Genomic DNA, 14749 nt, shown 5'->3' with positions numbered 1-14749 from the left:
CGAAACGGATGACCTGGGCCCCGGCGGCGCAGCGCCTCAGTCCCCGCCGCACGCCTCCTCGAAGAAGTCCAGATTCTCCTGGAGCGACTTCATCAGCCGGTCCCGCTCGGCCTCGTCCACCTGCACCGGTACGACCCCGCAGGCGCCGGTGATCCTGCGGAACCCGCCCCTGCTCTCCAGCCGCCCCCGCACCTGGACCGGCACTCCGACGAGGTGGGCCTGGCCGGCGATGCGGTAGTCCTCCTCGTCGAGGGTCAGCCTGACGTGCGGGACCTCGGCCCCGGCGAGCACCCGCAGCCGTACGCTGCCCTCGCCGCGCGGTCCCGACCTGCGCATCCTGACCACCGCGCCGGTGATCCGCACGGGCACGGAGGGTTCCTCCCGCAGGTAGCGGGCGCCGGCCTCGCGCAGCACGGGCAGGTCGCCGGGCGAGAACTCCACGGGCTCGTCGTCGGCGCAGTCCTCGGGAACCCCCGCCGCGGGCGCCCACTCGACGGCGACGCGGGCGCCCTCGGTGCCCCGGACGAGGGCGATCAGCGCCTCGGTCAGCTCCCGGCTGGCGCCGGCCTCCACGGCGCCGACGAAGGCGTCCATGCCGCCGGTGGCCCGCTGGTAGTCGATGGCCTCGCGGACGGCGTACAGCGCCTGGTGGAGGCGTACGGCGAGGGGGCGGGCGGTGGCGACGGGGGTGAACGCGGTCAGGCGGCGGCCGCCGGCCGCGGAGCCGACCAGGACGGTCTCCAGCATCGCGCCGGCCGTGCGCCGGTGCCGTGCGCCGTAGTAGCCGGCCCGCGCCCGGGTGGCGAGCGCGCCGGCGAGGAGCATCTGCCGGGCGGCGCCGCGCAACTGTTCCTCGACGGCCCAGGAGGCGGCCCCGGCGGCCTCGGCCGGGCCGGTGGGGGTGTCCCGCCACCAGCGGATCTCGTCGCTGGGGACGGCGAGCCCGACCAGCACCTCGCGCGCGGCGGGCGTCTGGCTGCGGGCCAGGGCCTGGAGCGCCTCGCCGAGCAGGTCGTCGCTGTCGGGGAAGGCGCGGCTCTCGGGCACGAGCAGGCTGGTGCCGCTGCCGCCCGGCCCGGGCGGGGTCCAGCGGCCGTAGCGTCCGGCGGGGCCGCCGCGCCGCTGCCAGCCGTGCCGGCGCAGCAGGGCGCCGAGGACGGCCGGGTCGACCTCTCCGGGGTCGGGGGGGCGGTCCCAGGCGGCCTCGACGGGGTGCGGCCGGACCGGCCGCAGGGGTTCGTCGAGCGGGCGGTGGGTCATGGTCTGCCTCCCGTCCCGACCCGCGTCATGATCTCGCACAGGGCCCGGTCGTCGAAGACGCGTGAGGTCGGTATCCGCACGGTGGTCCGGGTCCGCCCGGTGACCGGGTGACCGGCCAGGTTGACCCAGTAGCAGCAGTGCCTGAGGTCGAGCCGGTCGTGGCCGGCCCTCAGCCACTGGTCCCGGGACCGGGGGACGATCATCACGACGAGGATCTTGTGCACCGACACCGGGGTGCGGGCGAGCTTCCTCAGGTGGTCGTTGTCGAGCGTGAAGGCGAAGGACCGGCCGGGTGGGTCGGGCGGGATCTGGTACGTGGCCTTCAGCTGCACCTTGATGGTCACCTCGTCGTCGACGGTGTGCCCGGGCGCGCTGTGGCTGACGTGCCAGTCGATGCCGTTGTCCGGGAAGGGCTGGGACAGCGAGCAGCCCGCGGCCGCCGCCACCGCGTGGAGGTAACCGACCTGCAGTGTCTCCATGCAGGCGGTGGTGGCGAGTGTGCCGCGATGGGGGTCCGCACGCTCGGGCAGCAGCCCGCCCCGCTCGGGCTGCGCTATCGCCATGACCAACAGCCTTCCCAGCAAAGAGGTTCCCCGCGACCGGGGCCGAGTGACTTTCGCGTCGGGCCGCTGAACTGCAAGGACCCGTACTCCTGTTGTCTCCTCCCGGCGTACGGCGCAAACAGCCCGGGTATCACCGAACAGGCAGAAGACGGGACGTCAGCTGCCGTGGGTGAACGAGGGGTTGTGTAGGTATGGCGTGCTGGTACGAGGGCCCTTTGGCGGCGTTCGACACGGAAACGACAGGGGTGGACGTCGAGACCGACCGGATCGTGTCGGCCGCGCTCGTCGTCCAGGACGCGCCCGGCGTCCGGCCACGGGTGAGCCGCTGGCTGGTGAACCCGGGTGTGCCGGTGCCCGCCGAGGCGACGGCGGTGCACGGTCTGACGGAGGATCACCTGCACCGCAACGGCCGCTGGCCGGCGCCGGTGATGTACGAGATAGCCGAGTTGCTCGCCGAACAGGCCGCGGCGGGGCGGCCGTTGGTGGTGATGAACGCGCCGTTCGACCTGACGCTGCTCGACCGCGAGCTGCGCCGGCACCGCGCCTCGTCACTGGCCCGCTGGCTGGAGCCGGCGCCGCTGCGGGTGCTCGACCCACGGGTGCTGGACAAGCACCTGGACCGCTACCGCAAGGGCCGTCGCACGCTCACCGACCTGTGCGCGCACTACGGCGTGCCGCTGGCCGACGCGCACGACGCGGCCGCGGACGCGGTGGCCGCGCTGGAGGTCGTCCGGGCTGTGGGCCGGCGGTTCGCGGCCCGGCTGGAGCGCCTCTCCCCCGCCGAGCTGCACTCGCTGCAGACGTCCTGGCACGCGGCGCAGGCGCGCGGGTTGCAGGCGTGGTTCGCGCGCAGCGGCTCGACGGAGGTCGTGGACACGTCGTGGCCGCTGCGCCCGGCGCTGCCGGCGGCGGCGTGACAGTGGTCCTCGGCGCGGGGCCACGGCATGAAGAAGGCCGGTCCGCGTGGTGCGGACCGGCCTTTCCCGGTGGGCGATACTGGGTTCGAACCAGTGACCTCTTCGGTGTGAACGAAGCGCTCTCCCACTGAGCTAATCGCCCGGGAACGCACTGAACAATACAGGTCCCCGCGGGCTTCCTTCAAACCGCTCGCAGGTACGCCGTGAGTCCCCGCCGTCCGGCGCGCATCATCAGCCGGTGGTTGGCGCGGAAGACCGGCCGCCCCGGCACGGCGAACGTCCTGAGCAGCGGCTTGTTCACGTCGACGACCTGGTCGTACCGGGCGAGGGCGCCGGGACCGGCCGCGGTGACCGTCCAGCGCGCCCAGCCCTCGATGTCCCCGGACAGCGCGACCTGAAGCACCCCGGCCCCGGGATCGCGGCGCACCTCGCGCGCGGTGAAGGTCATGGCGTACGGCAGGAGCGAGCGGATCGTGATGACACCGGTGCCGTCGTCGAGCCGGTTCACCTCCCGCACCTGGGGCCACCAGCGGGGATAGTCCTCGGGCCGCTCCAGGGCCGCGTAGACGGCGGTGGGGTGCGCGGGCAGGGGCCACAGGCTGCGGAAGCGGTAGTGCGTCCAGTCCATGGGCCGAGTCTGCCGGTACCCGGGCGGCATCTGAGTACGTTCTGAGTAGCCGCGCTCATGTCGGGCGGCGTGACGCGGGACACACTCCGATGCATGACGCACATTCCGCCCCCGGCCGAGGAGCTGCGGCTCATCGACGCCGAGCTGTGGCAACTGGACGCCCGCCGGGCCCATTTGCTGGCGCGCCGCGCCTGGCTGGTCGCCGCGCTCCGGCAGCCGCGGCAGCCGGTACGACCTCCGGCCGCCGCGCCCGCCGAGGCGACCGCCCCGCGGGTGCAGAACCTCCTCCTGCTGCTCGGCGGCATCCTCCTCACCCTCGCGGCGATCGCGTTCACCGTGGTCAGCTGGGGTCAGCTGGGGATCGCCGGACGTGCCCTGGTGCTCGGCACGGTCACGCTGGCCGTGCTCGCCGCGCCGGTGATCCTGCTGAAGCGCGGGCTGCGCTCGACCGCGGAGTCGGTGGCGGGCCTGGGCCTGGCGCTGACCGTGCTGGACGCCTACGCGCTGCGCGAGGCGGCGCTCACCGGCATCGACGGCGCGGGGTACGCGGCGGTCGCGGCGACGGCGCTGGCGGCGCTCTGGGCGGTCTACGGCCGTGCGCTCGACGCCCTGCGCCTGCCCCTGCCCGCCGCGCTGGTCGCGGCCCAGGTGCCGCTGCCGCTGTGGGCGTTCGCGGCCGGCGCGGACCCGTACGCGGTCGCGGCGGCGCTGCTGGTGACGTCCGGCCTCGACACCGTCCTCGCGCTTCGCGTGACCGCCCGCGGCCCGCGGATCACCGCCGCCGTCGGCGCCTGCGGCCTGGGCGGCTGCGGGGTTCTGGCGGCCGGCTGGCTGTGCTGGACGGCCGCCGGTCCGAGCGCCGCCGCCCGTGCGGCGGCGCTCCTCGCCCTCGCGGCGGCCGTCGCGCTGGGCGCCGCGGCCCGCCTGCCCAAGCCGGCCGTCGCGACGGCCACCGCCCTCGCCGGCGGTCTGCTGCTGGTGGCCGCGGCCGGCGGCCCGCTGCGGACGGCGCTGCCCGCCGGCTGGGCGGCCCCCGTCCACCTGGCCTGCGGCGTCGCCCTGCTCGCGGCCGTCCGGACGCGGCTCCCCGAGCCCGTACGACACGGTCTCGTCCGGGCCTCTGTCTCCGTGCAGGCGCTGGCGCTGCTGTGGGCCGTCCCGCTGGTCCTCGTCACGGTGCTCGGTCCGCTCGGCTGGGTGGAGCGGGCCTGGTCGGGCGAGCCGTCGGACGCACGCGCCGCGGTGACGGTCCACACGCCGTGGCCGCCGCACCCGGTACAGGCGCTGCTCGTCCTGGTGGTCGTCGCCGCGGTGCTCGCCTCGGTCGTCCGGGACGAGACCTGGCGGCCACGGGCGCTGACCGGCGCGCTGGGCCTGGGGTGGGCCGCGGGCGTGGCCGTTCCGGCGATCTTCGAACTCCCCTACGTGACCACTCTGCTGTTCCTGGGGGGCATGACCGCGGTGGCGGCCTTCCTGCCCACACCGTGGACCGCGACGACCCTCACCCTGGCCACCTCCCTCGACCTCGCCTTCCTCTCCCTGGCCACGCAGAGCGCGACCCTGACCGTGCTGGCGTCCCTGACCGCGCTGTTCGTGACCGTGTCCGGGCGGCCTCACCTCACCCCCGTCACCGCCCCGGCCGCGCTCGTGTACGCCGCCGCGCTGGCCTGCGCGACGGGTGCGGCGGCGGACTGGCCGCCGGCCCACACGGCGCTGCTGGTGCTCACGGTCCCGGTGGCCGCGGCCCTGCTCGCCGCCCGGTTCGGGGAGTCCCCGGCAACCGTGCCGGTCGAGGTGACGGGCGCGGCCGCCGGTCTGCTCGCCGTGGGCCTGGCGGTGACCGATCCGCCGATGCTGGCCCTGGTGCTCGCCCTGTGCGGTGTGATCACCGCGGCCACGGCGGTCCGCGCCGACCGCCGCCCGGCCGGGTACGCGGCCGCGGTCCTGTTCGTTCTGGCCACCTGGGTCCGGCTCGTCGCCTGGGACGTCACCACGCCCGAGGCGTACACCCTCCCCGTGACCGTCCCGGCCCTGGCCGTCGGCGCCTGGCGTCGGCACCGCGAGCCGCGGACCTCGTCCTGGACGGCGTACGGCCCCGGGCTCGCCGCCACGCTCCTGCCGAGCCTCGCCGCGGCCTGGGCAGACCCGCAGTGGGCCCGTCCGTTGCTGCTGGGCGCGGCGGCCCTGCTGGTCACCCTGCTGGGGGCCCGGCACCGGCTCCAGGCGCCGCTCGCGCTGGGCGCCTCGGTCCTGGTTCTGGACGCGCTGCACGAGCTCGCGCCGTACATCGCCCAGGTCGCCGGTCTCGTGCCGCGTTGGGTCCCTCCCGCACTCGCCGGTCTGCTGCTGCTCGCCCTGGGTGCCACCTACGAGCAGCGGATGCGTGACGCGCGCCGAGTGCGGGAGGTGCTGGGGAGGATGGACTAGCGCCCTACGACGGCATCCTGTCGCCGAGGAGCGCCAGGTTCTCGATGGCGGCGAGGCCGTACAGCGCGGTGTCGTTGGTGGACACCCAGGTGGCCTCGCTGCCCGGCACCAGGGTGGCGGGGCCGCTCAGTGCCTCCGTCTTCCAGGGCGCGGACTCCTTGTAGCCGTCGGAGTTGTAGAACTTGTCCCAGGCCCGCTTGGCGAGCTTCTCGTCGCCGGTCTGCACGGCCGCGTACGCGTCGAGGCGCGAGTGGCCCTGGAAGAGCAGCAGGGTGCCGAAGTTGGAGCCGTACCGGGCCGCCTGCTCCGTCTTGGTGGCGTTGAAGTAGCGGCAGTAGTCGTAGTACGCCTCGTTGAACTTCGGCATGTCGACGAGGTGGATGAGTTCGGCGCACAGTTCGTTGAGGCCGAAGACGGCGGAGAGGTGGGAGACGCCGACGACCGGCTTGTCGGCGATGGCGAACCGGCCCGTGTCCAGGTCGTACAGACCGGTGCCCTGCACGAAGCCGTTGGGCTGGGCGGCGATCGTCTCCATGGTCGACAGGACGCGCGCCTTGGCCTTCTCCCACTTCGGGCCCTTGCGCTCCCACTCGGTGAGCCACGCCGACACCAGGCCGCTCCAGTCCGTGCCGAAGCCGACCGACAGGGCGTGCCGGTCGGGTGTGTACGGCTCGGTGCGGATCTTGCGGATCGGGTCGAGGACGAGGAACGTCTCGTCGGAGTCGACGTTGGCGTGCATGAGGTCGCCGACGCGTTCGTCGGCGGTGAGGAAGTAGTAGTAGCGGCGGTAGGTGGTGTTGGCGATGCGCTGCTGCTTGGCGCTGTCGGCGTAGTGCTGGACGCCGTGCCGGGTGCCGAGGCCCGCCCACTGGCCGATGTGGTAGACGTCGACCTCGCCGGTGTGCCGGGTCATCGCCTCGGCGAAGCGGAAGATGTCCGCGCGGCCGGAGCGCAGGTACGCGAACCAGAGCCACAGGTCCGGCGACAGCTCGGAGTTGTCCCAGGCGTAGCCGCCGATGTCGTACCGCCACTGGTGCCGGACGGTGTCGTACGTGTGCATGATGTCGCCGTAGTCCCAGAAGCCGTACCACCGGCGCATCTCCACCTGGTCCTTGTAGTAGGTGAAGAGGAAGTCGAGGTGGTCCTCGATCTTGGCCTTGGCGGGGGTGGAGCGGTCGGGCTCGGAGTACAGCCCCGGGCCGAAGACCTTGGCCTTGATGAGCTGTTTGGGCGGGGCGGCGAGCTGCGGGAGCACCCGGACGGCCTCGACCTGCTGGGCGAGCGTCTCGGGACTGGGGGTGGACTCGTTGGCCCAGAAGAGGAGTTCGGAGGTACGGGCGATGCCGTAGGGGGTGCCGAAGCCGGGCTCGTAGTCCTCGTAGGTGATGTTGAGGCCCTCGATCTGCTCGGGGAAGGTGTCCTGGCCCATGCCGTCGTGGTAGAAGCGCAGGTCCATGGGCTGCGCCTCGGGCGACCAGAGCCAGAGGGTGACCTCGGCCTCGTCGGTGTGCGCGTCGCGGATGTCGAGCTGGGCCGGGAACTTCTCCCAGAAGTCCCGCAGGCCGAAGGAGAACCCGCCGCTCGCCCCGCCGACGTAGCCGAATCCGGAGGCCCGCTTGCCGCCGCCGGCGCCGATCCAGCCGTGGCCCTTCTTGGTGCGCTTGCGCACGGTGAAGCCGTCGGCGGAGAGCTGGGAGAGGGTGTAGTCGCCCCACTCGGGGATGTACTGGAGACGGGTGGTGACCCGCTGGTCCCAGGTGGCGGGGTCCGGGAGCTTCCTGCCCTCGTACTGGGCCGCCTGAACGGCGGCGCCCGGGTCGCGGCGCAGACCGGTGATGCCCTTGACGGCTTCGCGGAGCAGACCGGTGCCCTCGCCGCCGATGCGGATGTGACGGTCGTAGGACTCGTCCCGCATGGGCACGGAGAAGCGGACGCCCAGGCCGCGGATGAAGTCGCCGCTGGCCTTGCCGGGCTCCTGCGTGCCGTCGTAGGTGATGGTGTGCACCATGCGGAACGAGTCGGCGCCCGCGTAGAAGTAGAGGCGGATCGAGAACGGCAGCCAGCTGCGGCTGCCCTTGCGGTGCTTGCCGTCGATGCGGACGACCGCGCGGACCGGGCCCTCCTGCTCGACGGTGACCTCGGAGACGGCGCCGTCGAAGCGCTCGGTCTTGACCGTGCCCTGGTCCTCGTCCTCGATCTCGGGCTGACGGATCAGGACCAGGCGGCCGTTCCGGGCGATCTCGGTGGAGCCTCGGGTGACGGACTTGATGATGGTCGCGCCGGCCGTGCCGATCTTCGCCGTGATGACACCGGTCGACACGTCGATGGTGCCGCCGCTCTGGTCGACGGTGACCTTCTTGGCGGGGGCGGCCGGCTCCCCGGCGGCGAGGGTGAGCTTGCCGGTACCGGAGCTCACGGCGTGGGCGGTCCACTTGAGGGATCCGTCCGGCCAGTAGGCGATGGGCCAGGACTGCACGGGGACGCCCTTGCCGTCGGCGTCCGTCAGCGCGAAGGTCTGGTCCTCCTGGTAGGTGCCCATCGGCCAGGGCACGCCGAGGGTGGAGCCGGGAGCGGCGCCGAGGCCGCCGTCCTCCAGCCAGTCCAGGGTCACCGGGTCCGCGCCCGCGGGCTCGGCTCTCGGGGCGGCCTCGGCGTCCTTCGCGCCCAGCGCCCAGCTGAACTGGGCGGCGGCACCGGCGACGGCCGCCGCCTTGAGGAGGGACCTGCGGGGGATGGGAGACATAGGGATGCAGCCTTTCCTGTCCGTGCGGGATACGGGGTGGTCAGGGGCATGACAGAGAGAGGTACGGCGCGCGGGGCGCCGACCGGCCCTCTGGAACGGGGGGGGCACCGCCCGTCAGCGGTGCCGGTGGCGCTCCTCGACGGCGACGGCCGCCGCCGCGACGGCCCCCAGGACGGGGACCGCCAGCGGCGCGATGAACAGGGCGGACAGGGCCACCACGCCCAGCCCGCCGACGACCAGGAAGGATCCGGCGGGGTCGAGCACGGTACGGCGCCCGGCGGCCGCGAGCAGCGCCCGCCAGGAGACGCCCGGCGTCCAGACGGCCGCGGCGCGCAGCAGGGCCACGGCCAGCCCGATCAGCGCGAACAGACCGACGGCCCCGACCAGCGGCCCGCCGGGCAGCCCGGCCCGCGCGGCCTGGACGTCCACCCAGACCGCGGCACCCGCCGCCCAGCCGGCGAGCCCGACGGCCCACCCGCCGCGCAGGGCCGCCCGGAAGTCCGAGCCGAACTCCCGCCACCCGCCGTCCTCATGACGGGTGCGGCGCCGCAGATGCCGTGCGCCGGCGGCGAAGGCCGCGGGGTAGGTGACGACCCCGAGACAGGCCACGGCGATCCACACGCCGGTGAGCAGGCACTCGGCGAAGACCGCGAAGCGCTCGCCGAACACGGACTCCCTGGGTGCCTTCACGCGTGTTCGCGCCATGGTGACCGCCTCAGCCCTTCAGTCCGGACGTCGCCATACCGTCGATGAGATAGCGCTGGAAGGCCATGAAGAAGGCGATGACCGGCACCAGCGCCACCAGCGACATCGCGATCATGCTGCCGTAGTTGGAGATGCCCTCCTGGTCGCGGAACATCATCAGGCCGAGCGAAACCGTGTACTTCTCGGGGGTGTTGAGGTAGATCAACGGCCCCATGAAGTCGTTCCAGGCGTTGATGAAGGTGAAGATCGCGCTGGTGATGATCGCGGGCCGGCTCAGCGGCAGCACGATCGACCAGTAGGTGCGCAGATGCCCGCAGCCGTCGAGCTTGGCGGCCTCGTCCAGCTCCTTGGGGAGCCCGCGCATGAACTGCACCATCAGGAACACGAAGAAGGCTTCCGTGGCCAGGAACTTGCCCGCGACGAGCGGCACCAGGGTGTCGGTGAGCTCGAGGTTGCGGAAGAGGACGTACTGCGGGATGAGCAGCACGTGGTACGGCAGCAGCAGCGTGCCGATCATCAGCGTGAAGAGCAGGTTCCGCCCCGCGAACCGGATCTTGGCGAAGGCGTAGGCGGTCAGCGAGCTGGACAGCACGACACCGACCACGGCGAGGACCGCGTACATCAGCGAGTTCACGAAGAAGCTGCTGATGGAGATGCCCGAGATGCCGTCGGAGAGCCCGGAGAAGTTCGCCCAGACCGGCTCGGTGGGCAGCAGGTCGAGGCTGGCGATGATGTCCTTGCTCGGCTTGAACGAGGCGCCGACCACCCAGATCACGGGATACAGGACGACCGCGAGGACGACGAGCGCGCCCACGTGCCAGGCGATCGATCCGGTGTGCCGCCGCTCGTCGGCGGTGTGCGGGGCAGGGCTGGTGGCACTGGTCACTTGGCGGCCTCCTCGTAGTGCACCCACTTCTTCTGCGACCAGAACAGGACCGCCGTGACGAGCGCCACCGCGACCACCAGCGTCCAGGCCATCGCGGAGGCGAAGCCCATCTGGGCCTCCTTGAAGCCCTTCTGGTAGAGGTAGCAGGTATAGACGAGCGTGGCGTCGGCGGGCCCGCACCGGGTGTCGGAGACGACGTAGGCGGAGCCGAACACCTGGAACGCGTGGATGGACTCCAGCAGCACGTTGAAGAACAGCACCGGGGAGATCATCGGCAGTGTGATGTTCCAGAACCGTCGGAAGGGACCGGCGCCGTCCATCTCGGCGGCCTCGTACAGCTCCTGCGGGACCTGCTTGAGGCCGGCCAGGAAGATCACCATGGGCGCGCCGAACTGCCAGATGCTCAGGGCCACCAGCGCGTAGATGACGTAGTCCGGGTTGCCGATCCAGCCGCCCACGTCGAGACCGAAGATTTTCTGCGTACGGTCCACGATCGCGTCGTCCGAGAACAGCGCCCGCCACACGAAGCCGACGGAGACGCTGGCGCCGATGAGCGAGGGCATGTAGAACGCGGCCCGGTACAGGGCCTGTCCGCGCCGCTTCTGCGCGAGCAGCAGCGCGACACCGAGCGCGAGCAGCAGTTTCAGCGGTGTGGCCACGACGACGTACTTCAGCGTGACCTCGACCGACTTCTGCCAGCGCGGGTCCTGGAACATCGTCGTGAAGTTGTCCAGCCCCACCCACTGGGGCGGCGTGAACAGGTTGTAGCTGGTGAACGCGTAGTACAGCGACGCGATCATCGGCCCCGCCGTGAGCAGCAGGAACCCCGCGATCCACGGCGACATGAAGAGATAGCCGGCGAGGTTCTCGCGGCGCCGCCCGCTCCGCCCGGCGGCGGGGGCGGCGGACCGCTTCCCGGCCGGGCGCACGGGCGCTTCCTTGACGAGCGTCATGGTGGTACGTCCCCTCAGCCCGCGAACGCGGCCTTGGCCTCGTTGAACAGCGCCTTGGCGGCATCGGCCGGCTTGGTCTTGCCCTGGGCGACCTCGCCGCCGATGCGCAGGAACGCAGCCTCGACGACGTCGGCGCCGGATGGGTGCGGGGTGATCTTTCCGAGGACGCCGGCCTTGGCCACCTCCTCCTCGTACGCCTTGACACCCTTGTTGTTGGGGTCGGTGGGGACGAACGCCTCGTACTGCTCGGTCGTGGCGAGGATGCCGCGGTCGTAGCCCATGATCTTGCCGACCTCGGGGTCGTGGACCATGAAGTCGATGAACTGCGCGACCTCCTTGGGGTGCTTGGTCCCGGAGAAGGCGCTGAGCATCAGCGAACCGAGGTACTGGCCGGTGTTCTTGCCGTCCGTGGTGGGAATCGGCGCGAGCCCGTAGTCCGACTCTCCCTCACCCTGGTAGCGGATGGAGAAGTTGTCCCAGGTGAACTCGGACGCGGCGAGGCCCGCCGAGAGCGCGGACTTGGGCTTGACCTGCTCGACCTTCTTCGGGTCGGCGACGAGCCCGGACCGCACGCGCTTGTAGCCGTCCTCCCACCACTGCGTCAGGTCGTCCTCGGTGAAGCCGAGACCGGAGTCGGTGAAGAAGGCCTTGCCGTTCTGACGCAGGTACAGGTCGTAGAGGTACATGATGCTGAAGTAGCCGCTGTCACCGGCGATCTTCAGCTTGTCCTGGATCGTCTGCAGCGCGTCGAAGTACTCGTCCCAGGTCCAGCCGAACTTCGCCTCCACGCCCGCCTTCTTGAAGGCGTTGAGGTCGATGACGAGCGCCATGGTGTTGGCGCCGACGGGAATGCCGATCTGCTTGCCGTCGACCTGACCGTTCGCCAGAACGCCGTTGCGGAAGTTCTCCAGGCTCAGGTTCCCGGCGTCCGCCTGCGGCTTGAGGTCCATCAGAACACCGCGCTTGTCGTACTTACGCAGGAACCCGACCGCATTCTGGAAAACGTCCGGCGGATTTCCACCGGAGGCCTGGGTCTGGAACTTCTCCCAGAACGCCTCGTAGTCGGTGAATTCAGGCTTGATCTTGATCTTCGGGTACTTCTTCTCGAAGAGCGCGATCGTCTTCTTGATGGCGATGGTGCGCGGCTCGCCACCCCACCAGGCGTAACGAATCGTCACCGTTCCGTCGCCGGAACCGGCACCGCCTCCGCACCCCGTCGCAGTGGCCAGCCCGAGGGTGGCTGCCGAAGCACCGGCCACCTTCAGAATCGTTCGCCTCTCAACATTCCTGCTGGCTCCCACAGCCGGCCTCCCCGCAGCGTCGTTGCCGCTTGCATGAATCGTTTCAAGAAAGCGCTTGCTGGCACAAGGTACGAGGGGGCCGGGGGAGCGTCAATGATTCGGACAGGAATTTCTTGCCGGGCGGCGGCAGGCCTGGTCCGCCCTGCGGGGCTGATGCCGCGCACCCAGGAGGTAGAACGCGCAGGTCGGAGGATGCTTGTTCGACCGCCCGGACGGTGGGTGGGGGCCTGCGTGGCCACTGTGAGCGGCTGGAATCCGCCCCGGGGGGTGGGGGTGGGATGCGTGTGGCAGGGGCGTGTCGGGGTGGGATGCGCGCGACAGCGGCGCGAGGGAGGCAGGGTCGAGGATGGAAGGGAGGCCTGGTCGGGGCGAGGGCTGCGCGGCAGGGCCGGTAGGGAGTGCTCGGGCGCTGTGACGGGGTGCGCGGTGTGGCAGGGCCGGAGTACTTGCGTCGCGGAGAAAGTGCGCGATGAGACGTCGCGGAGGAACTGCGCGATGAGACCGGGCATGACGGAGGCGCGGGAGGGGCGCATGACAGGGCGAGGCCGGAGCGCGGCTGTCACGAGGGCGGCACGCCGGGCGTCCCGCCGGGAGACCGTCTGGAGCGATTCGCGGTTGCGTGACGCTGTCGCGGTGGCCGTACGCCCCGTGGCGGTAGCCGCGACGCTCGTGGCGGTAGCCGCGACGCTCCGTGGCGGTAGCCGCGACGCGCGCTATGACCGGCGATTGCCGCGAGGGTCTCGCGGTCACCGCATGCCCTGAGACCGTTGCGGCCTTCGAGTGCCGCGAGGCTCTCGCGGCCGCCGATGGCACCGCCTGCTCGGCGGCACGGCGCCCGGGGAGGGTGTGGGCCGCCTCCTGCGGCGCCCCCGTCGGCACGCCGACGACCGCGACTCCTCCGCACACACGACCGCGACTCCTCCGCACACACGACGGCGGCCCGTCCGCTGTCGCAGACGGGCCGCCATGCCGGGTGGGCGATACTGGGTTCGAACCAGTGACCTCTTCGGTGTGAACGAAGCGCTCTCCCACTGAGCTAATCGCCCGGGCGCAGGAAGAACATTACCCCATGTCAGCGGGTGCCTGTGACCACGGCCAGGCCGGTCTTCGCGCCTCCGCCCGGCCTCACTGGTCCTTGATCCTCCACGGCATTTCGAAGCCGAACTTCCACACGTAGACACCCATGATCACCGCGATGATCACGAGGCCGAGCGACGTCAGGATGATGTTGCGCCGGCGAACCTTCGGATCGAGGGCACGCTGGGCCGCCTCGGTGACCTTGCGCTTGGTCCAGCGCAGGACGATCTGGGCCCAGACGAACTCGGTCGCCCAGATCGCCATGCCGCCGAAGATCACGATCCAGCCGGGTCCGGGCAGCGGCAGCATGATGATGCCGGCGACCACGACCGCGAGGCCGACGATGAAGATCCCGACCTGCCAGCTCAGATGCAGTATGCGGCGCGCCTTGATGAACTCCGGGGCCCGGGAGCCGAGACCCTGCTCGTGCTCCTCCGCCACCCTGTCGGTTTCCGCGTCGTCCGCCGCCATGGCTACCTCGCCCGGCTCGTCACTCCCCGTATTCATACGGCCAAACCCTACCCGAGAGATTCTAGTCACCGTAATGGTGGTACTTCCCGAACGATCTCTCGGCCGGAAGAGTTACGTAAAGGCACGCAAAACACGCAGAGGGGTTTACAACGGCACCGTAGGTGGCATGTCGATTTCGCCGACGTGCGAATCCCCGAGCGCACACTGAGCGAAAGGCCCTGGCGCTTATGAACACCACGGTCAGCTGCGAGCTGCACCTGCGCCTCGTTGTGTCGAGCGAGTCCTCCCTGCCTGTCCCCGCAGGCCTGCGGTACGACACGGCCGACCCCTACGCCGTGCACGCCACCTTCCACACCGGAGCTGAGGAAACCGTCGAGTGGGTGTTCGCCCGCGACCTCCTCGCGGAGGGCCTGCACCGGCCCACGGGCACCGGCGACGTCCGCGTCTGGCCGTCGCGCAGCCACGGTCAGGGCGTCGTCTGCATCGCCCTGAGCTCACCCGAGGGCGAGGCACTGCTCGAGGCCCCGGCGCGGGCCCTGGAATCCTTCCTCAAGCGAACGGACGCGGCCGTGCCGCCCGGCACGGAGCACCGCCACTTCGATCTCGATCAGGAGCTCTCGCACATCCTGGCGGAAAGCTAGGGCGAGGCTCCCACTGAGCTGCCCGGCGCCGTCCACTCGGGGAGACGGCTCGGGCCGGGACAACCGCATAGGGCATGCGCCGGGGGGGGGGGGGGGGGGGGGGGGGGGGGGGGGGGGGGGGGGGGGCGGGCGGGGGGGGGGGGGGGCGCCCCCCCGCCGCCCCGGCCGCCGGGGCGG

General features: G+C 71.6%; 12 protein-coding genes and 2 tRNA genes. 3 read left to right on the top strand and 11 right to left on the bottom strand.

What is annotated here, in order from left to right:
- Positions 1 to 36: 36 nt before the first annotated feature.
- Positions 37 to 1260 carry a hypothetical protein gene (locus tag ACIBBD_RS30260; RefSeq protein WP_399422745.1) on the bottom strand — a complete coding sequence of 408 codons (1224 nt, stop codon included), beginning with the start codon at positions 1258 to 1260 and terminating at the stop codon, positions 37 to 39.
- Complete coding sequence (locus ACIBBD_RS30255; RefSeq protein WP_399422744.1) at positions 1257 to 1823, bottom strand: DUF4365 domain-containing protein; 567 nt, start codon at positions 1821 to 1823, stop codon at positions 1257 to 1259. The genes ACIBBD_RS30260 and ACIBBD_RS30255 overlap by 4 nt, the downstream gene beginning before the upstream one ends.
- A 191-nt stretch (positions 1824 to 2014) precedes the next feature.
- Between ACIBBD_RS30255 and ACIBBD_RS30250 the strand changes: the two genes are divergently transcribed.
- Positions 2015 to 2740, top strand: coding sequence for a 3'-5' exonuclease (locus ACIBBD_RS30250; protein WP_399422743.1), 726 nt, complete (start codon positions 2015 to 2017; stop codon positions 2738 to 2740).
- A gap of 70 nt (positions 2741 to 2810) precedes the next feature.
- Here ACIBBD_RS30250 and ACIBBD_RS30245 read toward each other — a convergent pair.
- Both ACIBBD_RS30245 and ACIBBD_RS30240 read right to left on the bottom strand, forming a co-directional pair.
- A tRNA-Val gene (locus ACIBBD_RS30245) sits at positions 2811 to 2882 on the bottom strand.
- Between the two features lie 39 nt (positions 2883 to 2921).
- On the bottom strand, positions 2922 to 3368 hold the full coding sequence (locus ACIBBD_RS30240; protein ID WP_399422742.1) for an SRPBCC family protein: 447 nt from the start codon (positions 3366 to 3368) through the stop codon (positions 2922 to 2924).
- 93 nt (positions 3369 to 3461) lie between these two features.
- Here ACIBBD_RS30240 and ACIBBD_RS30235 point away from each other — a divergent pair, with 93 nt between their 5' ends.
- The gene (locus ACIBBD_RS30235; RefSeq protein WP_399422741.1) at positions 3462 to 5795 is read left to right on the top strand and encodes an SCO7613 C-terminal domain-containing membrane protein; all 2334 of its coding nucleotides are present in this window, start codon (positions 3462 to 3464) and stop codon (positions 5793 to 5795) included.
- 4 nt (positions 5796 to 5799) lie between these two features.
- Here ACIBBD_RS30235 and ACIBBD_RS30230 read toward each other — a convergent pair whose 3' ends face one another.
- From ACIBBD_RS30230 to ACIBBD_RS30200, 7 genes are all read right to left on the bottom strand, one after another.
- Positions 5800 to 8538, bottom strand: coding sequence for a Tat pathway signal sequence domain protein (locus tag ACIBBD_RS30230; protein WP_399422740.1), 2739 nt, complete (start codon positions 8536 to 8538; stop codon positions 5800 to 5802).
- A gap of 114 nt (positions 8539 to 8652) precedes the next feature.
- The gene (locus ACIBBD_RS30225) at positions 8653 to 9243 is read right to left on the bottom strand and encodes a hypothetical protein (RefSeq protein WP_399422739.1); all 591 of its coding nucleotides are present in this window, start codon (positions 9241 to 9243) and stop codon (positions 8653 to 8655) included.
- Positions 9244 to 9253: 10 nt separating this feature from the next.
- Positions 9254 to 10129: a carbohydrate ABC transporter permease gene (locus ACIBBD_RS30220; protein ID WP_399422738.1), complete on the bottom strand. Its 876-nt coding sequence runs from the start codon at positions 10127 to 10129 to the stop codon at positions 9254 to 9256.
- Positions 10126 to 11082: a carbohydrate ABC transporter permease gene (locus tag ACIBBD_RS30215; protein ID WP_399422737.1), complete on the bottom strand. Its 957-nt coding sequence runs from the start codon at positions 11080 to 11082 to the stop codon at positions 10126 to 10128. Before ACIBBD_RS30215 ends, ACIBBD_RS30220 begins: the two co-directional genes overlap by 4 nt.
- Before the next feature lie 14 nt (positions 11083 to 11096).
- Positions 11097 to 12383 carry an ABC transporter substrate-binding protein gene (locus tag ACIBBD_RS30210; RefSeq protein ID WP_399422736.1) on the bottom strand — a complete coding sequence of 429 codons (1287 nt, stop codon included), beginning with the start codon at positions 12381 to 12383 and terminating at the stop codon, positions 11097 to 11099.
- Positions 12384 to 13357: 974 nt separating this feature from the next.
- A tRNA-Val gene (locus ACIBBD_RS30205) sits at positions 13358 to 13429 on the bottom strand.
- 79 nt (positions 13430 to 13508) lie between these two features.
- Entirely contained in the window at positions 13509 to 13967 is a 459-nt protein-coding gene (locus ACIBBD_RS30200) for a TIGR02611 family protein (protein ID WP_399422735.1), read from the bottom strand.
- 191 nt (positions 13968 to 14158) lie between these two features.
- Between ACIBBD_RS30200 and ACIBBD_RS30195 the strand changes: the two genes are divergently transcribed.
- Positions 14159 to 14572, top strand: coding sequence for an SsgA family sporulation/cell division regulator (locus tag ACIBBD_RS30195; RefSeq protein WP_004002642.1), 414 nt, complete (start codon positions 14159 to 14161; stop codon positions 14570 to 14572).
- The last annotated feature ends 177 nt before the right edge of the window (positions 14573 to 14749 follow it).

The organism is Streptomyces sp. NPDC051315, assembly GCF_044455165.1.
In the GTDB taxonomy this organism is placed as follows: domain Bacteria; phylum Actinomycetota; class Actinomycetes; order Streptomycetales; family Streptomycetaceae; genus Streptomyces.
This window is presented reverse-complemented; position numbering and strand designations above follow the sequence as displayed.